22 protein-coding genes are annotated in these 24161 nt (G+C 59.7%); 14 read left to right on the top strand and 8 right to left on the bottom strand.

The window, feature by feature from the left end:
* Nucleotides 1–124: 124 nt before the first annotated feature.
* From ACM6IN_RS05725 to ACM6IN_RS05715, 3 genes are all read right to left on the bottom strand, one after another.
* Nucleotides 125–2026, bottom strand: coding sequence for a PhoX family protein (locus ACM6IN_RS05725; RefSeq protein WP_007910026.1), 1902 nt, complete (start codon nt 2024–2026; stop codon nt 125–127).
* A 70-nt stretch (nt 2027–2096) separates the two neighbouring features.
* Nucleotides 2097–2861 (bottom strand): TOBE domain-containing protein, encoded by a 765-nt coding sequence (locus tag ACM6IN_RS05720; protein WP_007910027.1) that lies wholly within the window; start codon nt 2859–2861, stop codon nt 2097–2099.
* Between the two features lie 189 nt (nt 2862–3050).
* On the bottom strand, nt 3051–3785 hold the full coding sequence (locus ACM6IN_RS05715) for a ComF family protein (RefSeq protein WP_414915568.1): 735 nt from the start codon (nt 3783–3785) through the stop codon (nt 3051–3053).
* A 91-nt stretch (nt 3786–3876) separates the two neighbouring features.
* Here ACM6IN_RS05715 and bioB point away from each other — a divergent pair, with 91 nt between their 5' ends.
* The 10 genes from bioB (at nt 3877) to ACM6IN_RS05665 (ending at nt 16273) form a co-directional block, all read left to right on the top strand.
* Nucleotides 3877–4932 carry a biotin synthase BioB gene (bioB, locus tag ACM6IN_RS05710; protein WP_007910031.1) on the top strand — a complete coding sequence of 352 codons (1056 nt, stop codon included), beginning with the start codon at nt 3877–3879 and terminating at the stop codon, nt 4930–4932.
* Between the two features lie 130 nt (nt 4933–5062).
* Complete coding sequence (gene bioF, locus ACM6IN_RS05705; RefSeq protein WP_414915567.1) at nt 5063–6241, top strand: 8-amino-7-oxononanoate synthase; 1179 nt, start codon at nt 5063–5065, stop codon at nt 6239–6241.
* On the top strand, nt 6234–6965 hold the full coding sequence (locus ACM6IN_RS05700) for an alpha/beta fold hydrolase (protein WP_007910035.1): 732 nt from the start codon (nt 6234–6236) through the stop codon (nt 6963–6965). The genes bioF and ACM6IN_RS05700 overlap by 8 nt, the downstream gene beginning before the upstream one ends.
* A complete protein-coding gene (bioC, locus tag ACM6IN_RS05695) occupies nt 6958–7767 on the top strand; it encodes a malonyl-ACP O-methyltransferase BioC (protein WP_414915566.1) in 810 nt (269 codons plus the stop codon). The genes ACM6IN_RS05700 and bioC overlap by 8 nt, the downstream gene beginning before the upstream one ends.
* A complete protein-coding gene (gene bioD, locus ACM6IN_RS05690; protein ID WP_007910044.1) occupies nt 7764–8444 on the top strand; it encodes a dethiobiotin synthase in 681 nt (226 codons plus the stop codon). The genes bioC and bioD overlap by 4 nt, the downstream gene beginning before the upstream one ends.
* 107 nt (nt 8445–8551) lie before the next feature.
* Nucleotides 8552–8848 (top strand): hypothetical protein, encoded by a 297-nt coding sequence (locus tag ACM6IN_RS05685; protein ID WP_007910046.1) that lies wholly within the window; start codon nt 8552–8554, stop codon nt 8846–8848.
* Nucleotides 8849–9123: 275 nt separating this feature from the next.
* A complete protein-coding gene (locus tag ACM6IN_RS05680) occupies nt 9124–10929 on the top strand; it encodes a phenylacyl-CoA dehydrogenase (protein ID WP_095112722.1) in 1806 nt (601 codons plus the stop codon).
* A gap of 192 nt (nt 10930–11121) precedes the next feature.
* Nucleotides 11122–12411: a GGDEF domain-containing protein gene (locus tag ACM6IN_RS05675; RefSeq protein WP_007910051.1), complete on the top strand. Its 1290-nt coding sequence runs from the start codon at nt 11122–11124 to the stop codon at nt 12409–12411.
* A gap of 90 nt (nt 12412–12501) precedes the next feature.
* Nucleotides 12502–14298 (top strand): acyl-CoA dehydrogenase C-terminal domain-containing protein, encoded by a 1797-nt coding sequence (locus ACM6IN_RS05670; RefSeq protein WP_414915565.1) that lies wholly within the window; start codon nt 12502–12504, stop codon nt 14296–14298.
* A gap of 196 nt (nt 14299–14494) precedes the next feature.
* Complete coding sequence (locus tag ACM6IN_RS05665) at nt 14495–16273, top strand: acyl-CoA dehydrogenase C-terminal domain-containing protein (RefSeq protein ID WP_414915564.1); 1779 nt, start codon at nt 14495–14497, stop codon at nt 16271–16273.
* A gap of 227 nt (nt 16274–16500) precedes the next feature.
* Here the strand turns inward: ACM6IN_RS05665 and ACM6IN_RS05660 are convergent, their stop codons facing one another.
* Entirely contained in the window at nt 16501–17415 is a 915-nt protein-coding gene (locus ACM6IN_RS05660; protein ID WP_007910057.1) for a LysR family transcriptional regulator, read from the bottom strand.
* Nucleotides 17416–17584: 169 nt separating this feature from the next.
* On the opposite strand from ACM6IN_RS05660, the gene ACM6IN_RS05655 reads away from it, so the two are divergent.
* The 4 genes from ACM6IN_RS05655 (at nt 17585) to ACM6IN_RS05640 (ending at nt 20059) form a co-directional block, all read left to right on the top strand.
* Nucleotides 17585–18868, top strand: a complete 1284-nt coding sequence (locus ACM6IN_RS05655; protein ID WP_095112719.1) for an aspartate aminotransferase family protein — start codon at nt 17585–17587, stop codon at nt 18866–18868.
* A 253-nt stretch (nt 18869–19121) separates the two neighbouring features.
* On the top strand, nt 19122–19478 hold the full coding sequence (locus ACM6IN_RS05650; RefSeq protein WP_414915563.1) for a type II toxin-antitoxin system RelE/ParE family toxin: 357 nt from the start codon (nt 19122–19124) through the stop codon (nt 19476–19478).
* A complete protein-coding gene (locus tag ACM6IN_RS05645; protein WP_007910062.1) occupies nt 19471–19791 on the top strand; it encodes a helix-turn-helix domain-containing protein in 321 nt (106 codons plus the stop codon). The genes ACM6IN_RS05650 and ACM6IN_RS05645 overlap by 8 nt, the downstream gene beginning before the upstream one ends.
* Nucleotides 19792–19900: 109 nt before the next feature.
* Nucleotides 19901–20059, top strand: a complete 159-nt coding sequence (locus ACM6IN_RS05640) for a YqaE/Pmp3 family membrane protein (RefSeq protein ID WP_003228885.1) — start codon at nt 19901–19903, stop codon at nt 20057–20059.
* 111 nt (nt 20060–20170) lie between these two features.
* Here ACM6IN_RS05640 and ACM6IN_RS05635 read toward each other — a convergent pair whose 3' ends face one another.
* From ACM6IN_RS05635 to pqqC, 4 genes are read right to left on the bottom strand one after another with little or no spacing between them, the layout of a single operon-like run.
* Nucleotides 20171–21982: a prolyl oligopeptidase family serine peptidase gene (locus ACM6IN_RS05635; RefSeq protein ID WP_414915562.1), complete on the bottom strand. Its 1812-nt coding sequence runs from the start codon at nt 21980–21982 to the stop codon at nt 20171–20173.
* On the bottom strand, nt 21948–23108 hold the full coding sequence (gene pqqE / locus ACM6IN_RS05630) for a pyrroloquinoline quinone biosynthesis protein PqqE (protein WP_123375972.1): 1161 nt from the start codon (nt 23106–23108) through the stop codon (nt 21948–21950). The genes ACM6IN_RS05635 and pqqE overlap by 35 nt, the downstream gene beginning before the upstream one ends.
* Nucleotides 23080–23355, bottom strand: coding sequence for a pyrroloquinoline quinone biosynthesis peptide chaperone PqqD (gene pqqD, locus ACM6IN_RS05625; RefSeq protein WP_007910068.1), 276 nt, complete (start codon nt 23353–23355; stop codon nt 23080–23082). The genes pqqE and pqqD overlap by 29 nt, the downstream gene beginning before the upstream one ends.
* Nucleotides 23352–24104: a pyrroloquinoline-quinone synthase PqqC gene (pqqC, locus tag ACM6IN_RS05620; protein ID WP_007949605.1), complete on the bottom strand. Its 753-nt coding sequence runs from the start codon at nt 24102–24104 to the stop codon at nt 23352–23354. Before pqqC ends, pqqD begins: the two co-directional genes overlap by 4 nt.
* Between the last annotated feature and the right edge of the window lie 57 nt (nt 24105–24161).

Below are 24161 nucleotides of genomic sequence, written 5' to 3'. Positions count from 1 at the left end.
AGCGCAGATGGCAGCGGGGGAGTTGGTTGGTGTCTGTGCTGACGCCATCGCGAGCAGGCTCACTCCCACAGGGGAACGCACGCATTCCAAATGTAGAAGTGAGCCTGCTCGCGATGAGGGCCTGTCAGGCGCCGACGATTCCACCATCCTCGCGAGTAATCGCCATCACCGAAGACCGCGGCTTGCCATTCGGCAAATGCTCAGGGAAGGTCGAACCACCGTTCTCCCCCGGATGCTGAATCCCGACAAACAGGGTTTTCTGATCCGGCGAGAAGCTGATGCCCGTCACTTCACAACCAATCGGCCCGACCATGAACCGACGAATTTCACCGGTCTTCGGATCGGCGCAAAGCATCTGGTTATTGCCCATCCCGGCAAAGTCCCCAGCGTTACTGGAGTCGCCATCGGTGAGAATCCACAAGCGCCCGGCCTTGTCGAAGCCCAAGCCATCCGGGCTGTTGAACATGTTCTGCGGGGTGATGTTTTTCGAGCCACCCTTCGGCGTTCCGGCATGTACGCCCGGATTGCCGGCGACCACAAACAGATCCCAGGCAAACGACTTCGACGCGTGATCGTCGCGGTCGGTGCGCCAGCGCAGGATCTGCCCGTAGACGTTCTTCTCGCGCGGGTTCGGTCCGCCCACCGGTTGCCCGTCCTCGCCGCGCTTGGCGTTGTTGGTCAGGGTGCAATAGACCTGGCCGTCCTTCGGGCTGACGACGATCCATTCCGGACGGTCCATGCGCGTTGCGCCAACCACGCTGGCGGCAAGGCGCGCATGGATCAGCACTTCAGCCTGATCGGCGAAACCGCTGCTGGCGTCGATGCCGTTTTTGCCGTGGGTCAGCTCGATCCACTGGCCCTGGCCTTTCGGGTGATCGGGGTTGCTGTCGCCGTTGTCGAATTTCGCTACGTACAAGGTGCCGTGGTCGAGGATGTCGCGGTTGGCCTTGGCGTTGCGGTGGTTGATGCGGTCGCGGCTGACGAATTTGTAGATGAACTCGCCCCGCTCGTCGTCGCCCATGTACACCACGGCGCGACCGTCGTCGGTCTCGGCCAGGGCGGCGTTTTCATGTTTGAAGCGGCCCAGTGCAGTACGCTTGACCGGGGTCGATTGCGGATCGAACGGATCTATCTCGACCACCCAGCCGTGTCGGTTGAGTTCGTTGGGGTTCTTCGCCATGTCGAAGCGCGGGTCGTACGGGTGCCAGTTGATCTCGCGGCTGGCGACCGAGACGCCGTAGCGCTTCTGCGCCGGGTCGAACTGCTGCTGGGCGTTGCTGCTGCCGAAGCAGTCGGTGAAGTTTTCTTCGCAGGTCAGGTAAGTGCCCCACGGCGTTTTGCCGTTGGCGCAGTTCTGGAACGTGCCGAGGACTTTCTTGCCGTGTTTGTCGGCGGCGGTTTTCATCAAGTCGTGACCGGCCGCCGGGCCGCTGATGCGCAGCGGCGAGTTGCCGTGAATGCGGCGGTTGTAGCGCGAGCCTTGGACGAACTGCCACTGACCGTTCTTGCGCTGCACTTCGATCACCGACACGCCTTCGCAGGCCAGCGCCTTGCGCACGTCTTCGGCCGATTGCGGCATGCCGCCGTGCGGGTAGAGGTAGCGGTAGTTGGTGTATTCGTTGTTGATCGCCATCAACGCGCGGTTGCGGTCGTCGGGGAAGGCGAACAGGCTCATGCCGTCGTTGTTGTCGCCGAACTGCACTTCCTGTGCGGCCGCGGTGCCGTTACCGCTCGGGTCGAAGGCCGGACCGTTTTTCTGCAATGGCTGGCCCCAACTGATCAGCACTGACGACTTGTAGCCTTTGGGCAGCGTGATGACATCGGTGGTCGCAGCGGGAATGCTCTCGAAACCGAGCAGGCGGCTGTTGCCGGCGCTGACGCCGGTGGCCAGCGCGCTGCGGCTCAACAGACTGCCACCGAGGAACATCGCCGCGCCGCACAGCGCACCGGCGCCGATGAAACCACGACGGCTGAGGCCGACCATTTTTTCCAGGTCAGTGGATTGGTTTTCTTCTAATAGGCTCACATCAGGCTCCCTGCTTGGTTTTGGCAGCTACCTTAATGAGCGTCGATGACGCTTTCGTTGCAGCGCCTGATTACAGCGGCGTGCCGATCAGCACATTGGACGGCGAAAACTGCACCTGCACCGGTTGCTCGACGGTCAGCCCGCGAGTGCGCAAATCGAGCGGCTCAGCCAAGGCGCAGAGGGTATGGCCGTTGGGCAGGGTAATCCGTACTTCGCTAGGGCCGTCCTCGGCGTCGAGAATCGCTTCGATAGTGCCCTTCAGAAGATTGTGACCAGACGTTGCAGATTGCTCGGTGCCGAGCAATTCCAGCCAGCCGGCCTTGATCAGCGCCACCACTTCGGTACCGCTTTGCAGCTCCAGATGCACGGTGCTGTCGTGGGTGATCTGCGCGTCGAGGCACAGCCCTTCGGCCAGTTCGAGGCGGATCAGGTCATTGCGGCCCTGCGCTTCGATCGCCACGACTTTGCCGTGCAACTGGTTGCGCGCGCTGGTTCTGAGCATCAAGCGACCGAGCAGGTCGAGGTCGCTGGCATCTTCCGCTGCCTCCAGCACCTGGGCCTGCAAGGCCTGAAGCTTTTGATACAGGCGCAACACGCGCTCGCCTTCGCTGGAGAGTTTCGCACCGCCCCCGCCCTTGCCGCCGACGGCACGCTCGACCAGCGGTTTTTGCGCCAGATTGTTCAGCTCATCGATGGCATCCCACGCCGCTTTGTAACTCAGGCCTGCGCTTTTTGCGGCGCGGGTGATCGAGCCCTGTTCGGCGATGTGTTGCAGCAGGGCGATGCGCTGCGGACGGCGGACGATGTGCTGGGACAACAGGGACGGCATGGACATGGATGGGGTGCTTTTTTGCTGTGGCGGTGGACGTGGAAGTTGGCCGCTCGCAACGCGAGAGTCAAGCCGAACCCAAATCCATTGTAGGAGTGAGCCTGCTCGCGATGGCGGTGGATCAGTCAGCATAAATGTTGGCAATGATGACGCTATCGCGAGCAGGCTCATTCCCACAGGGGGATTGTGTCGACTTCAGCCTCCAGGCTTTGGCGTGCGCGCCAGGCAATAGACATCGACCCGCGCGGCGCCAGCGTTCATCAGCAACCGGGCGAGAGCCTGTGCGGTAGCGCCGGTGGTCAATACGTCATCAACCAGCGCGAGATGTCGGTTTTTTACCTGCGCATCCGGCATGAGGTCGAAGGCATTGCGCAGATTACGTTTACGCGATTTGGCGTCGAGCGACTGCTGGGCATCGGTGTCCTTGACTCGGCGCAGAACCGTTTCTTCACACGGCAGATCCAGCGACTCACTCAACCACCGCGCCAACATAGCTGCCTGGTTGAACCCGCGTTGACGCAGGCGTTTATTCGCCAGCGGTACCGGCAACAACGCATCAGGCCGTGGCAAACCCTCATCGAAGCGATGTTGCAGGTATTGCCCGAGAACGTCGGCGAGCAGGTGGCCAAACGGCCATTTTGCGTTGTGTTTAAAGCGCGTAATCAAACTGTCGACGGGGAAGCCATACTGCCACGGCACCACCACCAGTTCGAACGCCGGCGGCTCTAGCAGGCACTCGCCGCAGGTCAGGCCCGCGGCGAGGAGTGGCAAGGCGCAGGTCTGGCAGTGGTCGCCGAGCCAGGGCAGATCAGTTTCGCAAGCCACGCAAATTGGCATTTCTGCTTCTGCCGGCTCATCGCAAAGCAGGCAGGTTTGTACATTATTTAAACAGATGTAAACCTGTCCTTCGTATCGTGGTTGACAGCGCATGACTCTTCCTTAAATATGCCGAACATCCGTGTCGCGCCTGTGGGTATTCCGTTCCCGCAGCCGCCAGCCAAGCATAACCAAGGAACTACCCATGAGCGCGAGCACCACTGCCACCCTGCGTCACGACTGGTCTCTGGCCGAAGTCAAAGCACTCTTCGTACAGCCATTCAACGACTTGCTGTTCCAGGCGCAAACGGTGCACCGCGCACATTTCAACGCCAACCGCGTTCAGGTTTCGACCCTGCTGTCGATCAAGACCGGTGCCTGTCCGGAAGACTGCAAGTACTGCCCGCAGTCCGGTCACTACAACACCGGCCTGGAAAAAGAAAAGCTGATGGAAGTGCAGAAGGTCCTCGAAGAGGCAGCACGCGCCAAGGCAATCGGCTCGACACGTTTTTGCATGGGCGCGGCGTGGAAGCATCCGTCGGCCAAAGACATGCCCTACGTGCTGAAAATGGTTGAAGGGGTAAAGGCCATGGGCCTGGAAACCTGCATGACTCTTGGCCGTCTCGACCAGGACCAGACCGAAGCACTGGCCAAGGCCGGTCTCGATTACTACAACCACAACCTCGACACGTCGCCCGAGTTCTACGGCAGCATCATCACCACCCGTACTTACAGCGAGCGTCTGCAGACCCTGGCTTACGTGCGTGAGTCGGGAATGAAGATCTGCTCCGGCGGCATTCTCGGTATGGGTGAATCGCTGGATGACCGCGCCAATCTGCTGATCCAGTTGGCCAACCTGCCGGAGCATCCGGAATCGGTGCCGATCAACATGCTGGTGAAAGTCGCCGGTACGCCACTGGAAAACGCCGAAGACGTCGACCCGTTCGACTTCATCCGCATGCTCGCCGTGGCGCGCATCCTCATGCCGCAATCCCACGTGCGCTTGTCCGCCGGCCGCGAAGCGATGAACGAGCAGATGCAGGCCCTCGCATTCTTTGCTGGGGCCAACTCGATTTTCTACGGCGACAAGTTGCTGACCACCGCCAACCCGCAGGCAGACAAGGACATGCAACTGTTTGCGCGTCTGGGTATTCAGCCGGAAGCCCGCGAGGAGCATTCCGACGAGGTGCATCAGGCCGCGATCGAGCAGGCGCTGGTGGAGCAGAAGAGCAGCGAGCAGTTCTACAACGCCGCCGTCTGATCGCCATACGGATTCCATGTAGGTGCTGCCGAAGGCTGCGATCTTTTGATCTTGTCTTTTAAAAAACAACATCAAAAGATCGCAGCCTTCGGCAGCTCCTACACAGTCATTTTTCAGATGTGAGGCCTGCATGTCTTTCGATCTCGCCGCACGCCTTGCTGCCCGTCGTGCCGAAAACCTCTATCGCCAGCGACCGCTGCTCGAGTCCCCGCAGGGGCCGCAAGTGGTGGTCGACGGCAAACCGCTACTCGCGTTCTGCAATAACGATTACCTCGGTCTGGCCAATCACCCGCAAGTGATCGAAGCCTGGCGCGCCGGCGCTGAACGTTGGGGTGTCGGTGGTGGCGCCTCGCATCTGGTGATCGGCCACAGCGGCCCGCATCACGCACTGGAAGAAGCGTTGGCCGATCTCACCGGGCGTCCGCGTGCGCTGTTGTTCACCACCGGCTACATGGCCAATCTCGGCGCCGTCACGGCGCTGGTCGGGCAGGGCGATACGGTGCTGGAGGATCGGCTCAATCACGCCTCGTTACTGGATGCGGGTCTGTTGTCCGGCGCGCGTTTCAATCGCTATCTGCACAACGACGCGGTGAGCCTGGCCAAACGTCTGGAGAAAGCCACCGGCAATACGTTGGTCGTCACCGATGGCGTGTTCAGCATGGACGGCGACCTCGCTGATCTGCCGGCATTGGCCCGCGAAGCCAAGGCCAAAGGCGCGTGGCTGATGGTCGATGACGCTCACGGTTTCGGGCCGCTGGGTGCAAATGGCGGCGGGATTGTCGAGCATTTCGGTTTGAGTCAGGAGGACGTGCCGGTGCTGGTCGGCACCCTCGGTAAAGCGTTCGGCACCGCTGGCGCGTTCGTCGCGGGCAGCGAAGAGCTGATCGAAAGCCTGATCCAGTTCGCCCGTCCGTATATCTACACCACCAGTCAGCCACCGGCGCTGGCCTGCGCAACGCTGAAAAGTCTGGAGCTACTGCGCACTGAGCATTGGCGTCGAGAACATCTACAAACGCTGATCCGTCGGTTCCGCCATGGCGCCGAGCAGATTGGCCTGGAGTTGATGGACAGCTTCACGCCGATTCAGCCGATCATGATTGGCGATGCCGGGCGCGCCGTGCGGCTGTCGCAGATGTTGCGCGAGCGCGGCCTGATGGTCACGGCGATCCGCCCACCGACCGTGCCCGCCGGCAGCGCTCGCTTGCGCGTGACCCTGACCGCTGCCCACAGCGAGGCGCAGGTGCAGCTATTGTTAGAGGGACTGGCCGATTGCTTTGCCCAATTGTCGTCGGAGCCAAGCCATGCGTGATCGCCTGATTCTGCTGCCCGGCTGGGGCCTCGGTGTGTCGCCGATGGAGCCTCTGGCTGCGGCGTTGCAGGGGCTCGATGAACATCTGAAAGTCGACATCGAGCCGCTGCCGGAGCTGGATTCCAGCGATCTGCAAGACTGGCTCGAGGAACTCGATGAAAACATTCCTCAAGACGTCTGGCTCGGTGGCTGGTCGCTGGGCGGCATGCTTGCGTCCGAACTGGCGGCGCGCCGCGGCGAGCGTTGCTGCGGGTTGCTGACGCTAGCGAGTAATCCTTCTTTTGTTGCCCATGAACAATGGCCGAACGCGATGCCGGGCGAAACGTTCGATGCGTTTCTCGCCGGTTGCCAGGCCGATCCGCGGATGACCCTCAAACGTTTTTCGCTGCTCTGTGCTCAGGGGACGCAGGATCCGCGCGGCCTGTCGCGATTGATGTTGGGCGGCGCACCGCACACTGCGCCGACTGCATTGATGGCGGGACTGGAATTGCTCGCGCAGATGGACACACGCGAAGCCCTGCAAGCATTTCGCGGTCCGCAATTTCATCTGTTCGCGGGACAGGATGCCCTGGTCCCGGCGGAAGCGGCGGGGGCGTTGTTCGCCCTGTTGCCGGATATCGAAATAGGTCTGATCGAACAGGCCTGTCATGCGTTTCTTCTGGAAGACCCCCACGGACTGGCGGGCGCTATCCAGGCTTTTCTACACGAGTGCGGTGATGACTGATTTGTCTCTTGTGCTGCCTGGCGGCTTGCCTGACAAGCGTCAGGTCGCAGCCTCTTTTTCTCGCGCGGCGGCCAGTTACGACAGCGTCGCCGAGTTGCAACGTGATGTCGGTACACAATTGCTGCAGCGCTTGCCGGTGGATTTCGTACCAGCGCGCTGGCTGGATCTGGGCTGCGGCACGGGGTATTTCACCCGGGCGCTGGCCTCGCGTTTTGTTGAAGGCCATGGTCTGGCGCTGGATATCGCCGAAGGCATGCTTGAGCATGCGCGGCCACTGGGCGGTGCCGAGCATTTCATTGCTGGCGACGCGGAGCGGCTGCCGCTGCAGGAGTCGACCTGCGACCTGATTTTCTCAAGCCTCGCGGTGCAGTGGTGTGCGGATTTCGATGCAGTGCTCAGCGAAGCTTTTCGCGTGCTGAAACCGGGTGGGATTTTTGCGTTTGCTAGTCTTTGTGTAGGGACGTTGTTTGAGTTGCGCGACAGCTGGCGGCAAGTCGACGGGCTGGTGCACGTCAACCGCTTCCGCGAGTTCGCCCGTTATCAGCAATTGTGTGCGGCCAGTGGTTTGCGCACGCTGAGTCTGGAGAATCAACCACACGTGCTGCATTACCCGGATGTGCGCAGCCTGACCCATGAATTGAAAGCCTTGGGCGCGCACAATCTGAACCCGGGGCGGCCGGGCGGTTTGACCGGGCGGGCGCGGATTCTCGGTTTGGTCGAAGCTTACGAGCAGTTCCGTGAGACGTCGGGGTTGCCGGCGACTTATCAGGTGGTCTACGCCGTGTTGGAGAAACCCGTATGAGCGCAGCCTATTTCATCACCGGAACGGATACCGATGTCGGCAAGACCACCGTTGCCGCCGGGTTGCTGCATGCAGCTCGTTCGGCGGGCTTGAGTACGGCGGCGGGCAAACCGGTGGCGTCCGGGTGCGAAGTGACGCCCAAGGGGCTGCGCAATTCCGATGCGTTGGCGCTGTTGGCCGAATGTTCGCTGCCGCTGACTTATCAACAGGTCAATCCGGTAGCGTTCGAGCCGGCGATTGCTCCGCATCTGGCAGCGCGCGAGGCCGGTGTAGCGTTGACCGTGCAATCGTTGCTGGCGCCGATGCGTGAGATTCTGGCAATGAATGCCGATTTCACCTTGATCGAAGGCGCGGGCGGCTGGCGAGTGCCGCTGGCGGATCAGGATAATTTGTCGGATCTGGCGATTGCCTTGAAACTGCCGGTGATCCTGGTGGTAGGCGTGCGGCTGGGTTGTATCAGTCATGCCTTGCTGACGGCGGAAGCGATTGCTCGTGATGGGCTGCAGTTGGCCGGGTGGGTGGCGAATATCATCGATGCGAAGACTTCGCGGCTGGAAGAAAACCTCGCGACGTTGGCCGAGCGGATTCCGGCGCCGTGCCTGGGGCGCGTGCCGAAACTCAAGGCCTTGAGTGCAGAGGCGGTGGCCGATCATTTGCAACTGGATCTGCTCGACTAAGCTTTTCTCTATGGGCAGGCACTGTGCCATTAGTGTTTTTGACGGGTGTTTTTCTGACGCCTCTGCTTCAATGGCGCCATTGATCCTTCCCAAGGATGAGAACCGTTATGGAAATCTCCGGTAACACAGCTTTTTATGCAGGTCTGAGCTCGATTCAGAGCGGGCAGAACCGCGTCGATCAGGCGGCCAGCCAGATTGCCAATAATACGATTGAACGCTCGGTGACCAGCCAGTCTTCCGAAGTGCAGGTTGACCGTCTACGCGGTGTCGATCGTGCCCAGCAATCGGATCTGGCCAGCAATATGGTCGAGATGTCTCAGGGCAAGATCCAGGCGGAGCTGGGTGTGAAGGTCGCCAAAGCCTCCGACGAAGTGCTCGGTACGATCATCGACACCTTCGCCTGATTTTTCTGTCTTCTGCACGCTGAACGCCGCGACCTGTCGCGGCGTTTTTCATGGTAAGTCCTTCTCCCTCAACTAATCTTTTTTCAGCACCCGTGACTCGTGCGAGCTCATGGCGGTTTGCTGTGCCCTGCGTTTGAAAATTCTGATGACGAACGGCAAAAGATCGATGCTTGACAAGATTTCGGCGTAAACGTATGTTTCAAACAACTGTTTGACCGTCACAACAAATCAACACGGTCGTTCATTCCCGGTTACATCAGCAGAGGTTTATCGCTATGCCTGACTACAAGGCCCCCTTGCGTGATATTCGCTTCGTTCGTGACGAACTGCTCGGCTACGAAGCGCACTATCAGAGCCTTCCGGCTTGCGCAGACGCAACTCCGGACATGGTTGACGCCATTCTCGAAGAAGGCGCCAAGTTTTGTGAGCAGGTACTGGCACCGCTGAACCGCGTGGGCGACCTCGAAGGTTGCACCTGGAGCGAGTCCGGCGTGAAAACCCCGACCGGCTTCAAAGAGGCTTACAAGCAATTCGTCGAAGGCGGCTGGCCAAGCCTGGCCCACGACGTTGAGCACGGCGGCCAAGGCCTGCCGGAGTCGCTGGGTCTGGCCGTGAGCGAAATGGTTGGCGAAGCCAACTGGTCGTGGGGCATGTACCCAGGCCTGTCGCACGGCGCGATGAACACCATCTCCGAGCACGGCACTCCAGAGCAGCAAGAAGCCTATCTGACCAAACTGGTTTCCGGCGAATGGACCGGCACCATGTGCCTGACCGAACCGCACTGCGGCACCGACCTGGGCATGCTGCGCACCAAGGCCGAACCTCAGGCCGACGGCTCCTACAAAGTTTCCGGCACCAAGATCTTCATCTCGGCCGGTGAACACGATATGGCCGACAACATCGTCCATATCGTACTGGCCCGCCTGCCGGACGCACCGGCTGGCACCAAAGGCATCTCGTTGTTCATCGTTCCGAAATTCATGCCGAATGCTGATGGCACCGTCGGTGCACGCAACGCAGTGAGCTGCGGTTCGCTGGAACACAAGATGGGCATCCACGGCAACGCTACCTGCGTGATGAACTTCGACGGCGCCACCGGTTACCTGATCGGCCCGGCGAACAAAGGCCTGAACTGCATGTTCACCTTTATGAACACCGCACGACTGGGTACCGCGCTGCAAGGTCTGGCCCACGCCGAAATCGGTTTCCAGGGCGGTTTGAAATACGCTCGCGATCGTCTGCAAATGCGCTCCCTGACTGGCCCGAAAGCGCCGGACAAAGCTGCTGACCCGATCATCGTGCACCCGGATGTACGCCGCATGCTGTTGACCATGAAGGCGTTCGCCGAAGGCAACCGTGCGATGGTGTACTTCACCGCCAAACAGGTCGACATCGTCAAATACGGCGTCGATGAAGAAGAGAAAAAGAAAGCTGACGCACTGCTGGCCTTCATGACTCCGATCGCCAAAGCGTTCATGACCGAAGTCGGTTTCGAATCCGCTAACCACGGCGTACAGATCTACGGCGGCCACGGCTTCATCGCCGAGTGGGGCATGGAGCAGAACGTTCGCGACAGCCGCATTTCGATGCTGTACGAAGGCACCACCGGTATCCAGGCACTCGACCTGCTGGGCCGTAAAGTGCTGATGACTCAAGGCGAAGCCCTGAAAGGCTTCACCAAGATCGTCCACAAGTTCTGCCAGAACAACGAAGGCAACGAAGCCGTTGCAGAATTCGTCGCACCGCTGGCCGCGATCAACAAGGAATGGGGCGAGCTGACCATGAAGGTCGGTATGGCCGCCATGAAAGATCGCGAAGAAGTCGGTGCGGCTTCCGTGGACTACCTGATGTACTCCGGTTATGCCTGCCTGGCTTACTTCTGGGCCGACATGGCGCGTCTGGCTGCTGAAAAGCTGGCCGAAGGCACCGGCGACGCGGCGTTCTACACCGCCAAGCTGCAAACCGCGCGCTTCTACTTCCAGCGCATTCTGCCGCGTACCCGTACCCACGTGGCCACCATGCTGTCGGGCGCCAACAACCTGATGGACATGAAAGAAGAAGACTTCGCACTGGGCTACTAAGTCTTAGCGCGGTCTTTTGAAAACCGCTGCTCCTGTTAGGGGGCGGCGGTTTTTTTGTTAGTGAATCGCTCAGATAGTCGGGCTTCCGGCCGTTAAAGAGACAGTGTGTGATCTGGGTCACATTGTGTGGGCTTGGCCGCACTTTGCAGGCACAATGCCATCTCTTTGATATGACGGGTCGGAGCTTTACCCTTGCCGCGTTCTTCCGCTGTACGTTTCAGCCATTTCCTACCTTCACTGCTGTTGTTACTTGCGGGGTTGGCGGCTGCGTACGTCAAAGACCTCAGCGTGTTCTTCACGTCGCTGTTCAACGTGTTGCCGACTTTGGTGCTGTTGCTGGGCGGCGCTTATTGCGCGGTTTACCGGCGTCAGCGCGAACTGTTTCTGATGCTCACGGTGTACATCGCCTACTTTTTGCTCGACACCCAGACCGACTATTACCGCGACAACGGCAAGGTCCGCGAAGACGCTGCGGTGGTCTTCCATCTCGTCTGTTTATTGCTGCCGTTGTTGTTTGGGCTGTTTGCGGCGTGGCAGGAGCGCACGCATCTGTTTCAGGACATGGTCGCGCGCTTCGCCGTTTTGCTGGCCTTCGGCAGCGTGGCGCTGGGACTTGAACAAAGTTATCCCCAGGCGCTGCTGATCTGGCTGTCGGAGATCCGTTGGCCGGCGCTGCACGGCGCGTGGATGAGTCTGATTCAGCTGTCCTATCCGGTGTTTATTTCGGCGTTCCTGCTACTGGCCTGGCAATACTGGCGCAATCCGCGTCCGCTGCATGCGGCGCAATTGGTTGGCCTGCTCGGCGTGTTCTGGATGCTGCCGAAAACCTTCATCCTGCCGTTCACCCTGAACATCATGTGCAGCCAAGTGATGTTGATGATCGCCGCAGCGGTTGCGCACGAGGCTTATCAAATGGCCTTCCGCGACGAACTCACCGGTCTGCCGGGCCGTCGCGCGCTCAACGAACGCATGCAACGCCTTGGTCGCAACTACGTATTGGCGATGAGTGACGTCGATCACTTCAAAAAATTCAACGACACCCACGGCCACGATGTCGGTGACCAGGTACTGCGATTAGTCGCCAGCAAACTGTCGAAAATCAGCGGTGGCGGTAGGGCGTATCGCTATGGCGGTGAGGAATTCGCCTTGGTGTTTGCAGGCAAAACCCTTGAGGAGTGTATGCCGCACCTTGAGGTGATCCGCGAGTCGATTGCGTCCTACAACATTCAGCTGCGAAATCAGGAAAACCGCCCGCAGGATGATCAGCAAGGTCGTCAGCGCCGCGCCGGCTCGGGTGCCTCCAGTGTGTCGGTGACGGTGAGCATCGGCGTCGCTGAACGAGTGGAGCAACGCAACCCGGAACAAGTGCTCAAGTCTGCCGACGAGGCACTCTACGCCGCTAAAGGCGCGGGGCGTAATTGCGTGATGGCCTACGGACAAAACCGCCGTGGCGCGGTGCGCATGGACGCTGCCGCAGGTTGAGTGATGACGGCGCATTCAGCGTCTGCACAGTGATTGTGGGGTGTGGGGGCCGGCAGTAGGTTGGAGAAAACTGCTGACGGAGAAGCCACCATGCCTGAGTACAAAGCTCCCCTGCGCGACATGCGCTTTCTGATCGACCACGTCTTCGACTTTCACAGCAACTACGCCGCCCTCGGCGCCCACGACGCCAGCCCGGACATGATCAACGCGATCCTTGAAGAAGGCGCGAAGTTCTGCGAGAACGTTCTGGCGCCGCTCAATCGCAGCGGTGACGAAGAGGGCTGCCATTTCGACAACGGTGTGGTGACAACGCCTACAGGCTTCAAGCAAGCCTTCGCACAATATGTCGAGGGCGGCTGGCACGGTCTGGCGGCGGATCCGGCTTATGGCGGGCAGGGCTTGCCGAGTTCGCTGGGGCTGGTGATCAGCGAAATGGTCGGCTCCAGCAATACCTCTTGGGGCATGTACCCGGGTTTGACCCACGGCGCGATGTCGGCGATCCACGCTCACGGCAGCGCTGAGCAAAAAGACACCTACCTGAGCAAACTCACCGCCGGCCAGTGGACCGGCACCATGTGCCTGACCGAAGCCCACTGCGGCACCGACCTGGGCATCATCAAGACCCGCGCCGTGCCTCAGGCTGACGGCAGTTATGCGGTCACCGGCAGCAAGATTTTCATCTCCGCCGGCGAGCACGACATGAGCGATAACATCATCCATCTGGTGTTGGCCAAGTTGCCGGATGCGTCGGCCGGGACCAAAGGGATTTCGCTGTTTATCGTGCCGAAATTCTTGCCGGATGCGGCGGGTGAGGCAGGCGAGCGCAACGGCGTGTCCTGCGGTTCGATCGAACACAAGATGGGCATCAAGGCCTCGGCCACTTGCGTGCTCAACTTCGACGGCGCCAAGGGTTACCTGATCGGCGAGCCGAACAAGGGCCTGAACTGCATGTTCACCATGATGAACCACGCACGGCTCGGCACCGGGATGCAGGGTTTGTGTTTGGGTGAAGCGAGTTTCCAGGGCGCCATCAAATACGCCAACGACCGCTTGCAGATGCGTTCACTGACGGGCGCCAAAGCCCCGGACAAAGCCGCCGACCCGATCATCGTCCACCCGGACGTGCGGCGCATGTTGTTGACCATGAAAGCCTTTAACGAAGGCAATCGGGCGCTGACCTACTTCACCGCGCAGTTGCTCGATGTCGCGCATCTGAGCACTGATGCCGAAGCACGGCAGGAGGCCGAGGATTTGTTGGCGTTCCTCACGCCGATCTGCAAAGCGTTCATGACCGACACTGGCCTGGAAGTGACCAACCACGGCATGCAGGTATTCGGTGGCCACGGCTTCATTCGTGAATGGGGCATGGAACAGTTGGTTCGCGACTGTCGGATCGCGCCAATCTACGAGGGCACCAACGGTATTCAGGCGCTGGACCTGCTCGGGCGCAAGGTGTTGGGCAGTCAGGGTAAGTTGCTGCGCGGTTTCACCAAAATCGTCCATAAGTTCTGCGCGGCCAACGCTGAGCACCCGCAGCTGGGCAGTTTCGCTGCGCAGCTCAATGAGCTGAACCAGCAGTGGGGCGACCTGACCATGAAGGTCGGCATGGCGGCCATGAAGAACCCGGATGAAGTGGGCGCGGCGTCGGTGGATTACCTGATGTACAGCGGTTACATAATTCTCGGTTATCTGTGGTTGCGCATGGCGTTGGTGGCGCAGGCGCAGCTGGAGGCGGGCGAGGGTGAGGCGGATTACCTGCGCGGGAAATTGGCGACGTGCGAGTTCTACTTCAAGCGTTTGTTGCCGCGTACGGCGGCGCATCGGGCGGCGATCGAGGCGGGGAGTGATTGCCTGATGAAACTGTCTGCGGAGTTGTTTGCACTTTAGAGAAGATAAAAAGATCGCAGCCTTCGGCAGTTCCTACAGGGAATCGGGCGTTGTCGAGGCTGCGATTTTTTGTGGTGACTAAAAATAACAAATCAGTCACCGGTTGACCCTATGTGTCGCAAAAGTTGTTGAGGTACACTCGGGCTCAGAAAATATCATTCCACGAATCACCTGTTTAGATCTTGCGAGGTTTGCCATGGCTGACTACAAAGCGCCGCTGCGCGATATGCGCTTCGTCCTCAATGAAGTGTTCGAGGTCGCCAAACTCTGGGCCGAACTGCCGGCTCTGGCCGAGACCGTCGACGCCGAAACCGTTGAAGCCATTCTCGAAGAGGCCGGCAAGGTCACCAGCAAAAGCATCGCGCCGCTGAGCCGTGCCGCTGACGAAGAAGGCTGTCACTGGGCTGACGGCGCCGTCACCACTCCAGCCGGTTTTCCACAGGCTTATCAGACTTACGCCGAGGGCGGCTGGGTTGGCGTCGGTGGCGATCCGCAATACGGCGGCATGGGCATGCCCAAAGCCGTATCGGCGCAGGTTGAAGAAATGGTCAACTCCGCCAGCCTGTCGTTCGGTCTGTACCCGATGCTGACCGCTGGCGCCTGCCTGTCGATCAACGCCCATGCCAGCGAAGAGCTGAAAGCCGCGTACCTGCCGAACATGTATGCCGGCGTCTGGGCCGGCTCCATGTGCCTGACCGAGCCGCACGCCGGCACCGACCTGGGGATTATTCGGACAAAAGCCGAGCCTCAGGCCGACGGTTCCTACAAAGTCAGCGGCACCAAAATCTTCATTACCGGTGGCGAACACGATCTCACCGAAAACATCATTCATCTGGTGTTGGCGAAACTGCCGGACGCCCCGGCGGGTCCGAAAGGCATTTCGCTGTTCCTGGTGCCGAAGTTCATGGTCAATGCCGACGGCAGTCTGGGCGCACGCAATCCGGCGAACTGCGGTTCGATCGAACACAAGATGGGCATTCAGGCGTCCGCGACCTGCGTGATGAACTTCGACGAAGCCGTGGGTTATCTGGTTGGCGAGCCGAACAAAGGCCTGGCCGCGATGTTCACCATGATGAACTACGAGCGCCTCGGCGTCGGCATCCAAGGCCTGGCCACCGGCGAGCGTTCGTATCAGAACGCCGTTGAATACGCCCGCGACCGTCTGCAAAGCCGTTCGCCGACCGGCGCGCAGAACAAAGACAAAGTCGCTGACCCGATCATCGTCCACCCGGATGTGCGGCGCATGCTGCTGACCATGAAAGCCTCGAACGAAGGCGGCCGTGCGTTCTCCACCTACGTGGCGATGCAACTCGACACCGCCAAGTTCAGCGAAGACGCCACCACCCGCAAGCGTGCAGAAGATCTGGTCGCGTTGCTGACGCCGGTAGCCAAGGCATTCCTCACCGACCTGGGTCTGGAAACCACCGTGCACGGCCAGCAGATTTTCGGCGGCCACGGCTACATCCGCGAATGGGGCCAGGAGCAACTGGTGCGCGACGTGCGTATCACTCAGATCTACGAAGGCACCAACGGCATTCAGGCGCTGGACCTGGTCGGGCGCAAGATCGTCGGCAGCGGCGGCGCGTTCTACAAGCTGTTCGCCGACGAGATCCGCCATTTCACCGCGACAGCCAGTGCCGATCTGGGCGAATTCACCAAACCGCTGAACGATGCCGTCGACACGCTCGACGAGCTGACCTCGTGGTTGCTGGATCGGGCAAAAAACAACCCGAACGAAATTGGCGCGGCTTCGGTCGAATATTTGCAAGCATTCGGATACACGGCGTATGCCTACATGTGGGCATTGATGGCCAAAGCTTCGCTGGGCAAAGAAGCGCAAGACGATTTCTATGCCAGCAAACTGGGCACTGCGCGCTTCTATTTCGCCCGCTTGCTCCCGCGGATTCACTCGTTGAGTGCGTCAGTAAAGGCCGGTAGCGAGTCGCTGTTCCAGCTGGATGCAGCGCAATTCTGATGCGATGACGTCATGTAAGCATTCTCTTACATGACGTGCTGCTGTTCTCCCATAGGCGAAGATTGGATCCACAGCTAATCTACATTTCATGGACGTCGCGCAGGAAGCGCAAAGCAACAACACGGACACGTAGGATTCTGCCAGGGTGGCGGAGTGAAATGGATGTCAGGGAAACAGTCTGCAAAGCCCCGCTTCGGCGGGGTTTTCTTTTGCCTGAAGAAAAGTGCTCAGACCAAAGGGTCGAGCGGCGGCTTTACTTCTCGCTCCATCACTTCTTCCAGCAACGTCCGCAACAGCGCCAAAGAGGCCTGCTGGCGCTGCACATCGCGACACACCAGGCCAACCTTCAGCGGCACGCGCGGTTCGCTGAGCGGTTTCCACAACAGATCCTGATCGTCGTATTCCTTCTGCGAACGCCCCGGCAGCACTGTCGCCAGTTTGGTGTGTGGAAGGCTGTCGAGAATACCCACCATATTGTTCAACTCGGCTTGTACCTGCGGACGGCGCCCGAGGGCGGTCAGTTGCGCCTGCCATATCTGGCGGATCTGGAACTCTTCGCCCAGCAGCAACATCGGCAATTCGGCAGCCTGACGCATCGAGACTTTCTTGAATTCACGCAATGGATGATCCGCCGGGATGACCAGCGTCAGCTCATCTTCGTAAAGCATCACACCGTGCAGGCCCGGTTGGCGCGGCGGCAGGTAACTGATGCCGATGTCCAAAGAACCGTTGAGCAGCCGCCGTTCGATCTCAAGTCCGGTCAATTCATAGATCTGCACCACCAGATGTGGCTGTGCCTTGCGCACCCGCTCAAGCATTTGCGGGACCAGACTGGTGTGCACCGTTTGCAGCACGCCGATCGCCAGCGTGCGCAAGGCCTGGCCCTTGAAGTTGCCCAGCGCCTCGCGCGCCCGTTGCAAGCCATCGAGCAGCGGCAACGCATGGTTGTACAACGTGTGCGCGGCGAGGGTCGGCAGCAGGCGCTTGCTGCTGCGCTCGAACAAGGTGACGTCGAGGTTCTGTTCGAGCTGGCGGATCTGCTGCGACAGCGCCGGTTGCGAGATCGACAGGCGTTCAGCCGCCCGGCCGACATGACCTTCTTCGTAGACCGCGACGAAATAACGCAGTTGCTTGAAATCCATAAGTAACGCTTATCGAAAATGCTGATAAATCGAAATGGCCCGAAGCCGTCAGTGCGCCTAGTCTAACCGCATTCACAAGGCTTACAGGGCCAGAAAGCTCGATGAATAGCGATCGCTTCGACAGTGTTTGCATAGGCAGTTCAAAACACTTCAAACGAGGTGTTTTTCAATGAATCTGTTCAGTTTGCGGCGCCAGACGCCGAGTCTTGATGACCTCGCTTTCGAGGCCAACCCTTCAGACATCAGCGAAAGTCTCAGCGCCGAGCGCCTGATGCCTAGCGTCGAACGGCCGCAACAGGTGTTTGTCCGTGGTCAGGGGTCGTGGCTGTGGGGCAGTAACGACCGCGCGTATCTCGACTTTTCTCAGGCCGGCGGCGCCAACAGCCTCGGCCACAGCCCGTCGGCGCTGGTCAAAGCCATCAGCAGTCAGGCGCAGGCGCTGATCAATCCCGGCTTCAATCTGCACAATCGAGGCATGCTCAGCCTTGCCGAGCGTCTGTGCGCCGCTACCTCCAGCGATCAGGCCTACCTGCTCAACAGCGGCAGCGAAGCCTGTGAAGCGGCGATCAAACTCGCGCGCAAATGGGGGCAGCTGCATCGCGGCGGCGCCTCGCGGATCATTGTCGCGAAGCAGGGTTGTCACGGTCGCAGCCTGGCGACGATTTCCGCCTCGGACAGCTGCAACCTGCACAACCGTTTTGCGCCACTGCTGCCGGGTTTCGATCTGGTGCCGTTCAACGACTTGCCGGCCCTGCACGCCGCGGTCGATGCACAAACCGTCGCGATCATGCTGGAGCCGATCCAGAGCGATGCCGGCGTTATTCCGGCCACTGAACATTACCTCAAGGGTGTCGAACGACTCTGTCGTGAACTGGGCATTCTCTTGATCCTCGACGAAGTGCAAACCGGTATCGGCCGCTGCGGCACTCTGCTCGCGGAACAGTCCTACGGCGTGCGCGCCGATATCGTCGTGCTCGGCAAAGGACTTGGCGGCGGTGTGCCATTGGCGGCGCTGCTGGCGCGGGGCAAAGCGTGCTGTTTCGAGGCCGGCGAACTGGGCGGCACCCATCACGGCAATGCATTGATGACGGCGGCCGGTCTGGTAGTGCTCGACAGCGTGCACGACCGCAGTTTCCTCCAGCAGGTCAACGACAACGGCCAGTACCTGCGCGAAGGCCTGGTCCGATTGGCACACCGCTATTACCACGGCGAACTGCGCGGTCAAGGCCTCTTCTTCGGACTGACCCTGTCAGACGATTCCGCAGAGGCCGTGGTCCACGCCGCCCTGCACGAAGGCCTGCTGCTCAATGCGCCGCAAGCCAACTGCCTGCGTTTCACCCCGGCCCTCACCGTCAGCAAAACCAACATCGATGAAATGCTCCTGCGCCTAGGCCGCTCCTTCTCGCGAGTGCGCACCGCGCAACTGCAATGCCGCAAAGGGATTGCCGTCTGAGCTGAAGTTTCCCACCCGATTTCCAGAACCGTCTCGCGGTATAACGCACGCCCCACGCCTGATTCTTTTGGCGTGGGGCGTTTTTTTTGTGGCCGGGTTTTGCAGATGGCGTTTAGTGCTTGAGAGTTCGTTGTGCGAATGGTTTTTTAGAAAGTCCCTGCAGGGAATGCGGGGGCAGACCGATCGATATTTTCGAGACGGATGGCTTTGTAATCTATACCACTGGGTGGTATGTTTTTTGGAAGGGATACCGATGTCATTCAGGCTGTTCAAAACCAAGGGTTTTGCGATACGAGCCGGCAAGGCTTGGATCAGCGACGCGGAGCTCCGGGAAGCATTTTGCGAGCTGCTTGAAGGTCAGGCTGACGATCTTGGTGGTGGCGTCTGGAAGAAGCGGTTGAACGCCAACCGTCATCGTTCGATTGTTTTGGCTAAGGGCGGGCGTTACTGGATCTATCAAGTGCTGTTCGCCAAGAAAGATCAGAGCAACATCACAACATCCGAATTGAAGGATTTACGAAAGTTAGCCAAAACCTATGCTCAACTGACCGAGGAGCAGATCCGGGATTTGTTGGCAATGAAGGAGTTTGTGGAGATATTTCATGAGTAAGAAATTCAAAAGTGAAGTTTTTGAATCGATACACGAATCAGCCAGCGCTCTACTGGCTGTCGGAGCAATCAGCAAGGCAACAATGCGGGAGTTTGATGAGTCGTGTCTGGCAACGGTTCCTGAAGCGATCCCGGCGGAACAGATCAAGGCTCTGCGCGAACGCAATAACGTCAGCCAGCCGGTATTCGCTCGCTACTTGAACACTAGCGCGTCGACAGTCAAACAATGGGAGTCGGGAGACAAACACCCCAGCGGAATGGCGCTGAAGTTACTGAGCATCGTGCAGAAGCACGGACTGCAAATTCTTAGCTGAGCTATCAGTTTGATACCGACACTGTGATTAGCACTGAACCCTGACGAACGGCGCGGGTCGATTAGCTTGTATGGCTCAAATGAGCCAACCCCCACACAGGAGCTGCCCCATGGATTTCATTCGCATCATCATCGCTATTCTGTTGCCACCACTGGGCGTGTTTCTGCAGGTCGGATTTGGCGGGGCGTTCTGGTTGAACATTCTGCTGACGTTGTGCGGGTATATTCCGGGGATCGTGCATGCGGTGTATATCATCGCCAAGCGCTGAGTCAGCGGCATAAACCTGTAGGTGCTGCGCCACGCTGCGATCTTTTGATTTTAATTCGAGGATCAGGATCAAAAGATCGCAGCGTGCCGCAGCTCCTACAGGAAGAGGGTTTCAGTCTGTAAATCCCATCACCCGCCGATAGAACTTCCACTCCTGCTCCAGCGCATGCGCCTGATTGGCGGCGCGGCGGAAGCCGTGGCGTTCGTCGGGGTAGTAGTGGGCTTCGACCGCGATGCCGTTCTGCTCCAGTGCCGAGGCCATGTCGCGGGTCTGTTGCGGGACAACGACGGCGTCCAGTTCACCTTGAAAGAAGATCACCGGTACGCGGATGTTGTTTGCGTGCAACAACGGCGTGCGGGCGGCGTAGCGTTCGGCGTCTTGCTCGGGATCGCCGATCAGCCAGTCCAGATAATCACCCTCGAATTTGTGCGTTGCCCGAGCCAATGCAACCGGGTCGCTAACGCCGTACAAACTCGCTCCGGCGCGGAAGACGTGTTTGAACGCCAGCGCACATAACGTGGTGTAGCCGCCTGCGCTGCCACCTCGAATGAATGCGCGTTCACCGTCGATCAAACCCTGTTCGGCGAGATAACTCACCGCCGCACAAGCATCCTCGACATCCACCTCGCCCCAGCTCAGATGCAGTGCTTGTCGATATTCCCGGCCATATCCACTGCTGCCGCGATAGTTGAGATCGGCGACGGCGAAGCCGCGTTGCGTCCAGTATTGAATGCGCGGGTCGAGCATCGGATAGCAGGCTGACGTCGGGCCACCGTGGATGAATACTACCAACGGCGGTTTCGTCTCACCGCTCATGGCAGGGTAGAAAAAACCGTGAGCCTCACCCGATCCACTCGGGTAACGCAGGGTTTGCGGGCGACTGATGCGTTCGGCAGGCAGGGGCGCTACGCCACCGGCCAACACCTTCACTTCGCGCGTGGTTCGATCAATGGCGATGACCGCCGAAGGACTGATCGGCGAGGCGGCGATGCAGTAGATAAATTGCGCATCCAAAGCCAAATGCCGGAAACGACTGTAGTCACCGGTGAAGTCGTCATCGCCTAATGTCAGACGGCCAAAACCGCCTTCACTCCAACTGGCTAAAACCGAATCTTCAACAGGCAACCAAGTGCAGCCGCCCAATTGCCAAGGCGCCGGAGCGTGATCGGCTTGCGCAGCGGGTAATGGCGCCAAACCGTCGGAAGTCTCAGCCCATGGCTGCCAGAATCCACCACGATCGGTCAGGCAACAAAGGCGATTGTCGGCATCGAATCGAGGTTGTTGGATCGACTCTTCAAGCTCGACACCAGCGACACATTGCGGCGAACCAAATGCACCGTCAGTCAAACGCTCTGCCACCATCAACCGAGTCGACGTCCACGGCTGATGCGGCCGACTCCACTCGATCCACGCCAAACGCTGGCCATCCACACTGAGGATTGGCGCCGCATAAAAATCCGCGCCTTCAGCCAATAAATGCCGCGTCCCGTCAGCGAGACCGATTGCTACCAGCCGATGCTGATCTTGCTGTTCTTCAACCGCCAGAACCTGGCCGAAGGCGAATTGCACATCGCCATAACGGCACTCACCCGACGTCAGCGCCTCTGGCGAACCATCCAGCCTCTGCCGATACAACTGCTGATCCGCCTCAGCAACGAAAACCACCCCGTTCGGCGTCAGACAAAACGCACCACCGCCATATTCGTACACCCGACTGCGCACGCTGAAACCGTCTGGCGTAAGACAATTCGCCATGCCATCGCGCCAATGCCAGATCCGGCACGCGGCATCCTCCGGTCGATATTCAATCCAGAACAACCCGTTGGCGCCGAGCTGCAACTCGGCGAAGTCCATGCCGGCAGCGACGGCTTGCGAGGCGCTGAAAGGTTCAGCCCTTGGCGATGAGGCGCGAGTTTCGTTCATTGCGGAAGGCCAGTTGTTCGATGGTTTGGGTGGCGGTCTCGGCTTCTTCGCGGGCCTTGAGAATCACACCGTGATGTTCGGACTTGCTGCACACCGGGTCGGCATTGCTCGCATCGCCGGTGAGCATGAACGCCTGGCAGCGGCAGCCGCCGAAGTCTTTTTCTTTCTCGTCACAAGAGCGGCACGGCTCGGGCATCCAGTCGTAACCACGGAAGCGGTTGAAGCCGAACGAGTCGTACCAGATGTGTTGCATGCTGTGATCGCGCACATTGGGAAACTGCACCGGCATCTGTCGGGCGCCGTGGCAGGGCAGCGCGGTGCCGTCCGGGGTGACCGTCAGAAAGATACTGCCCCAGCCGTTCATGCAGGCTTTCGGGCGTTCTTCGTAGTAATCCGGGGTGACGAAAATCAGTTTGCACGGATGCCCTTCGGCTTCCAGCTTGGCGCGGTATTCGTTGGTGATGCGTTCGGCGCGCACCAGTTGTTCCTTGGTCGGCAACAGGCCGACACGATTGAGCTGCGCCCAACCGTAAAACTGGCAGGTGGCGAGTTCGACAAAGTCGGCTTCGAGCGCTATGCACAGTTCGATGATGCGGTCGATCTTGTCGATGTTGTGCCGATGGGTGACGAAGTTCAGCACCATCGGATAGCCGTGGGCCTTCACTGCGCGGGCCATTTCCAGCTTCTGCGCGAAAGCCTTTTTCGAACCGGCGAGCAGGTTGTTCACTTGCTCGTCGCTGGCTTGGAAACTGATCTGGATATGATCGAGGCCGGCCTTCTTGAAGTCGCTGATTTTCTGCTCGGTCAGGCCGATGCCGGAGGTGATCAGGTTGGTGTAGAAACCCAACTGCCGCGCTTCATGAATCAGCTCGGCGAGATCCTGACGCACCAGCGGCTCGCCGCCGGAAAAACCCAGTTGCGCCGCGCCCATCTCCCGCGCCTCGCGGAACACCTTGACCCATTGTTCTGTGGTCAGTTCTTTGCCCTGCTCGGCGAAATCCAGCGGATTGGAGCAGTACGGGCATTGCAGCGGGCAGCGGTAGGTCAGCTCGGCGAGCAGCCACAGCGGCAGGCCGATTTCAGGCTTGGCCGGCAGATCAGGCAAGTTCGATCCAGTGCTGCGCACGGGCAACCTCCATGAATTGCTCGATGTCATCACCGAGCTCAGGCACGCCGGGGAACTGCTCGTCGAGTTTGGCGATGATCGCCGCGACATCGCGTTCACCGTCGATCAGCCCACCGATCAGCGCGGCGCTGTCGTTGAGTTTGATCATGCCTTCGGGGTAGAGCAGCACGTGACCTTTCTGCGCCGGTTCGTACTGGAAGCGGTAGCCGGGACGCCAGGTCGGGACTTTGCTGCGGTCGAAACTCATAAGGTGATTCCTTTATGCCAGACGCGTTGTTCGGTGACGCTGTGATACGGCGGGCGGTTCAGTTCGTAGGCCATGCTCATGGCATCGAGCATGCTCCAAAGAATGTCCAGTTTGAACTGGAGAATTTCCAGCATGCGCTCCTGGCCTTCACGCGTCTTGTAGTGCTCAAGCGTGATTGCCAGACCGTGCTCGACATCACGCCGTGCCTGACCGAGGCGGGTGCGGAAGTATTCGTAACCGGCCGGGTCGATCCACGGGTAATGCTGCGGCCAGCTGTCGAGGCGCGACTGGTGGATCTGCGGTGCAAACAGTTCGGTCAACGAGCTGCTGGCGGCTTCCTGCCAACTGGCGCGGCGGGCGAAGTTGACGTAGGCGTCGACGGCAAAGCGTACGCCGGGCAATACCAGTTCTTGGGAGCGCAGTTGATCCGGATCGAGACCTACCGCTTGACCGAGGCGCAGCCAGGCTTCGATACCGCCGTCTTCACCGGGAGCGCCGTCGTGGTCGAGCAGGCGCTGAATCCATTCGCGGCGGATTTCCCGATCGGGGCAGTTGGCGAGGATCGCCGCGTCCTTCAGGGGGATGTTCACCTGATAGTAGAAGCGGTTGGCGACCCAGCCCTGAATCTGTTCGCGAGTTGCTCGGCCTTGGTACATCGCCACGTGGTAGGGGTGGTGGATGTGGTAGTAGGCGCCTTTGGCGCGCAGGGCCGCTTCGAATTCGGTGGGGGACATTGGCGTGTCAGTCATGTCTGTTCTCCGGGAACAACCGTTGGATTCTGTGGTGTCTGTCAGGACGTCATCGCT

The organism is Pseudomonas sp. IT-P395 (assembly GCF_949767675.1).
Lineage (GTDB): Bacteria > Pseudomonadota > Gammaproteobacteria > Pseudomonadales > Pseudomonadaceae > Aquipseudomonas.
The sequence above is the reverse complement of the archived record's forward strand: the minus strand, read 5'-3'. Positions and strand labels throughout refer to the sequence as shown.

Excerpts from the sequence above, each read along its gene's own strand:
- ACM6IN_RS05720 (WP_007910027.1), bottom strand. The coding sequence starts at position 2,861 with ATGTCCATGCCGTCCCTGTTGTCCCAGCACATCGTCCGCCGTCCGCAG.
- ACM6IN_RS05715 (WP_414915568.1), bottom strand. The coding sequence starts at position 3,785 with ATGCGCTGTCAACCACGATACGAAGGACAGGTTTACATCTGTTTAAAT.
- bioB (WP_007910031.1), top strand. The coding sequence starts at position 3,877 with ATGAGCGCGAGCACCACTGCCACCCTGCGTCACGACTGGTCTCTGGCC.
- bioF (WP_414915567.1), top strand. The coding sequence starts at position 5,063 with ATGTCTTTCGATCTCGCCGCACGCCTTGCTGCCCGTCGTGCCGAAAAC.
- ACM6IN_RS05700 (WP_007910035.1), top strand. The coding sequence starts at position 6,234 with ATGCGTGATCGCCTGATTCTGCTGCCCGGCTGGGGCCTCGGTGTGTCG.
- bioC (WP_414915566.1), top strand. The coding sequence starts at position 6,958 with ATGACTGATTTGTCTCTTGTGCTGCCTGGCGGCTTGCCTGACAAGCGT.
- bioD (WP_007910044.1), top strand. The coding sequence starts at position 7,764 with ATGAGCGCAGCCTATTTCATCACCGGAACGGATACCGATGTCGGCAAG.
- ACM6IN_RS05685 (WP_007910046.1), top strand. The coding sequence starts at position 8,552 with ATGGAAATCTCCGGTAACACAGCTTTTTATGCAGGTCTGAGCTCGATT.
- ACM6IN_RS05680 (WP_095112722.1), top strand. The coding sequence starts at position 9,124 with ATGCCTGACTACAAGGCCCCCTTGCGTGATATTCGCTTCGTTCGTGAC.
- ACM6IN_RS05670 (WP_414915565.1), top strand. The coding sequence starts at position 12,502 with ATGCCTGAGTACAAAGCTCCCCTGCGCGACATGCGCTTTCTGATCGAC.
- ACM6IN_RS05665 (WP_414915564.1), top strand. The coding sequence starts at position 14,495 with ATGGCTGACTACAAAGCGCCGCTGCGCGATATGCGCTTCGTCCTCAAT.
- ACM6IN_RS05660 (WP_007910057.1), bottom strand. The coding sequence starts at position 17,415 with ATGGATTTCAAGCAACTGCGTTATTTCGTCGCGGTCTACGAAGAAGGT.
- ACM6IN_RS05655 (WP_095112719.1), top strand. The coding sequence starts at position 17,585 with ATGAATCTGTTCAGTTTGCGGCGCCAGACGCCGAGTCTTGATGACCTC.
- ACM6IN_RS05650 (WP_414915563.1), top strand. The coding sequence starts at position 19,122 with ATGTCATTCAGGCTGTTCAAAACCAAGGGTTTTGCGATACGAGCCGGC.
- ACM6IN_RS05645 (WP_007910062.1), top strand. The coding sequence starts at position 19,471 with ATGAGTAAGAAATTCAAAAGTGAAGTTTTTGAATCGATACACGAATCA.
- ACM6IN_RS05640 (WP_003228885.1), top strand. The coding sequence starts at position 19,901 with ATGGATTTCATTCGCATCATCATCGCTATTCTGTTGCCACCACTGGGC.
- ACM6IN_RS05635 (WP_414915562.1), bottom strand. The coding sequence starts at position 21,982 with ATGAACGAAACTCGCGCCTCATCGCCAAGGGCTGAACCTTTCAGCGCC.
- pqqD (WP_007910068.1), bottom strand. The coding sequence starts at position 23,355 with ATGAGTTTCGACCGCAGCAAAGTCCCGACCTGGCGTCCCGGCTACCGC.
- pqqC (WP_007949605.1), bottom strand. The coding sequence starts at position 24,104 with ATGACTGACACGCCAATGTCCCCCACCGAATTCGAAGCGGCCCTGCGC.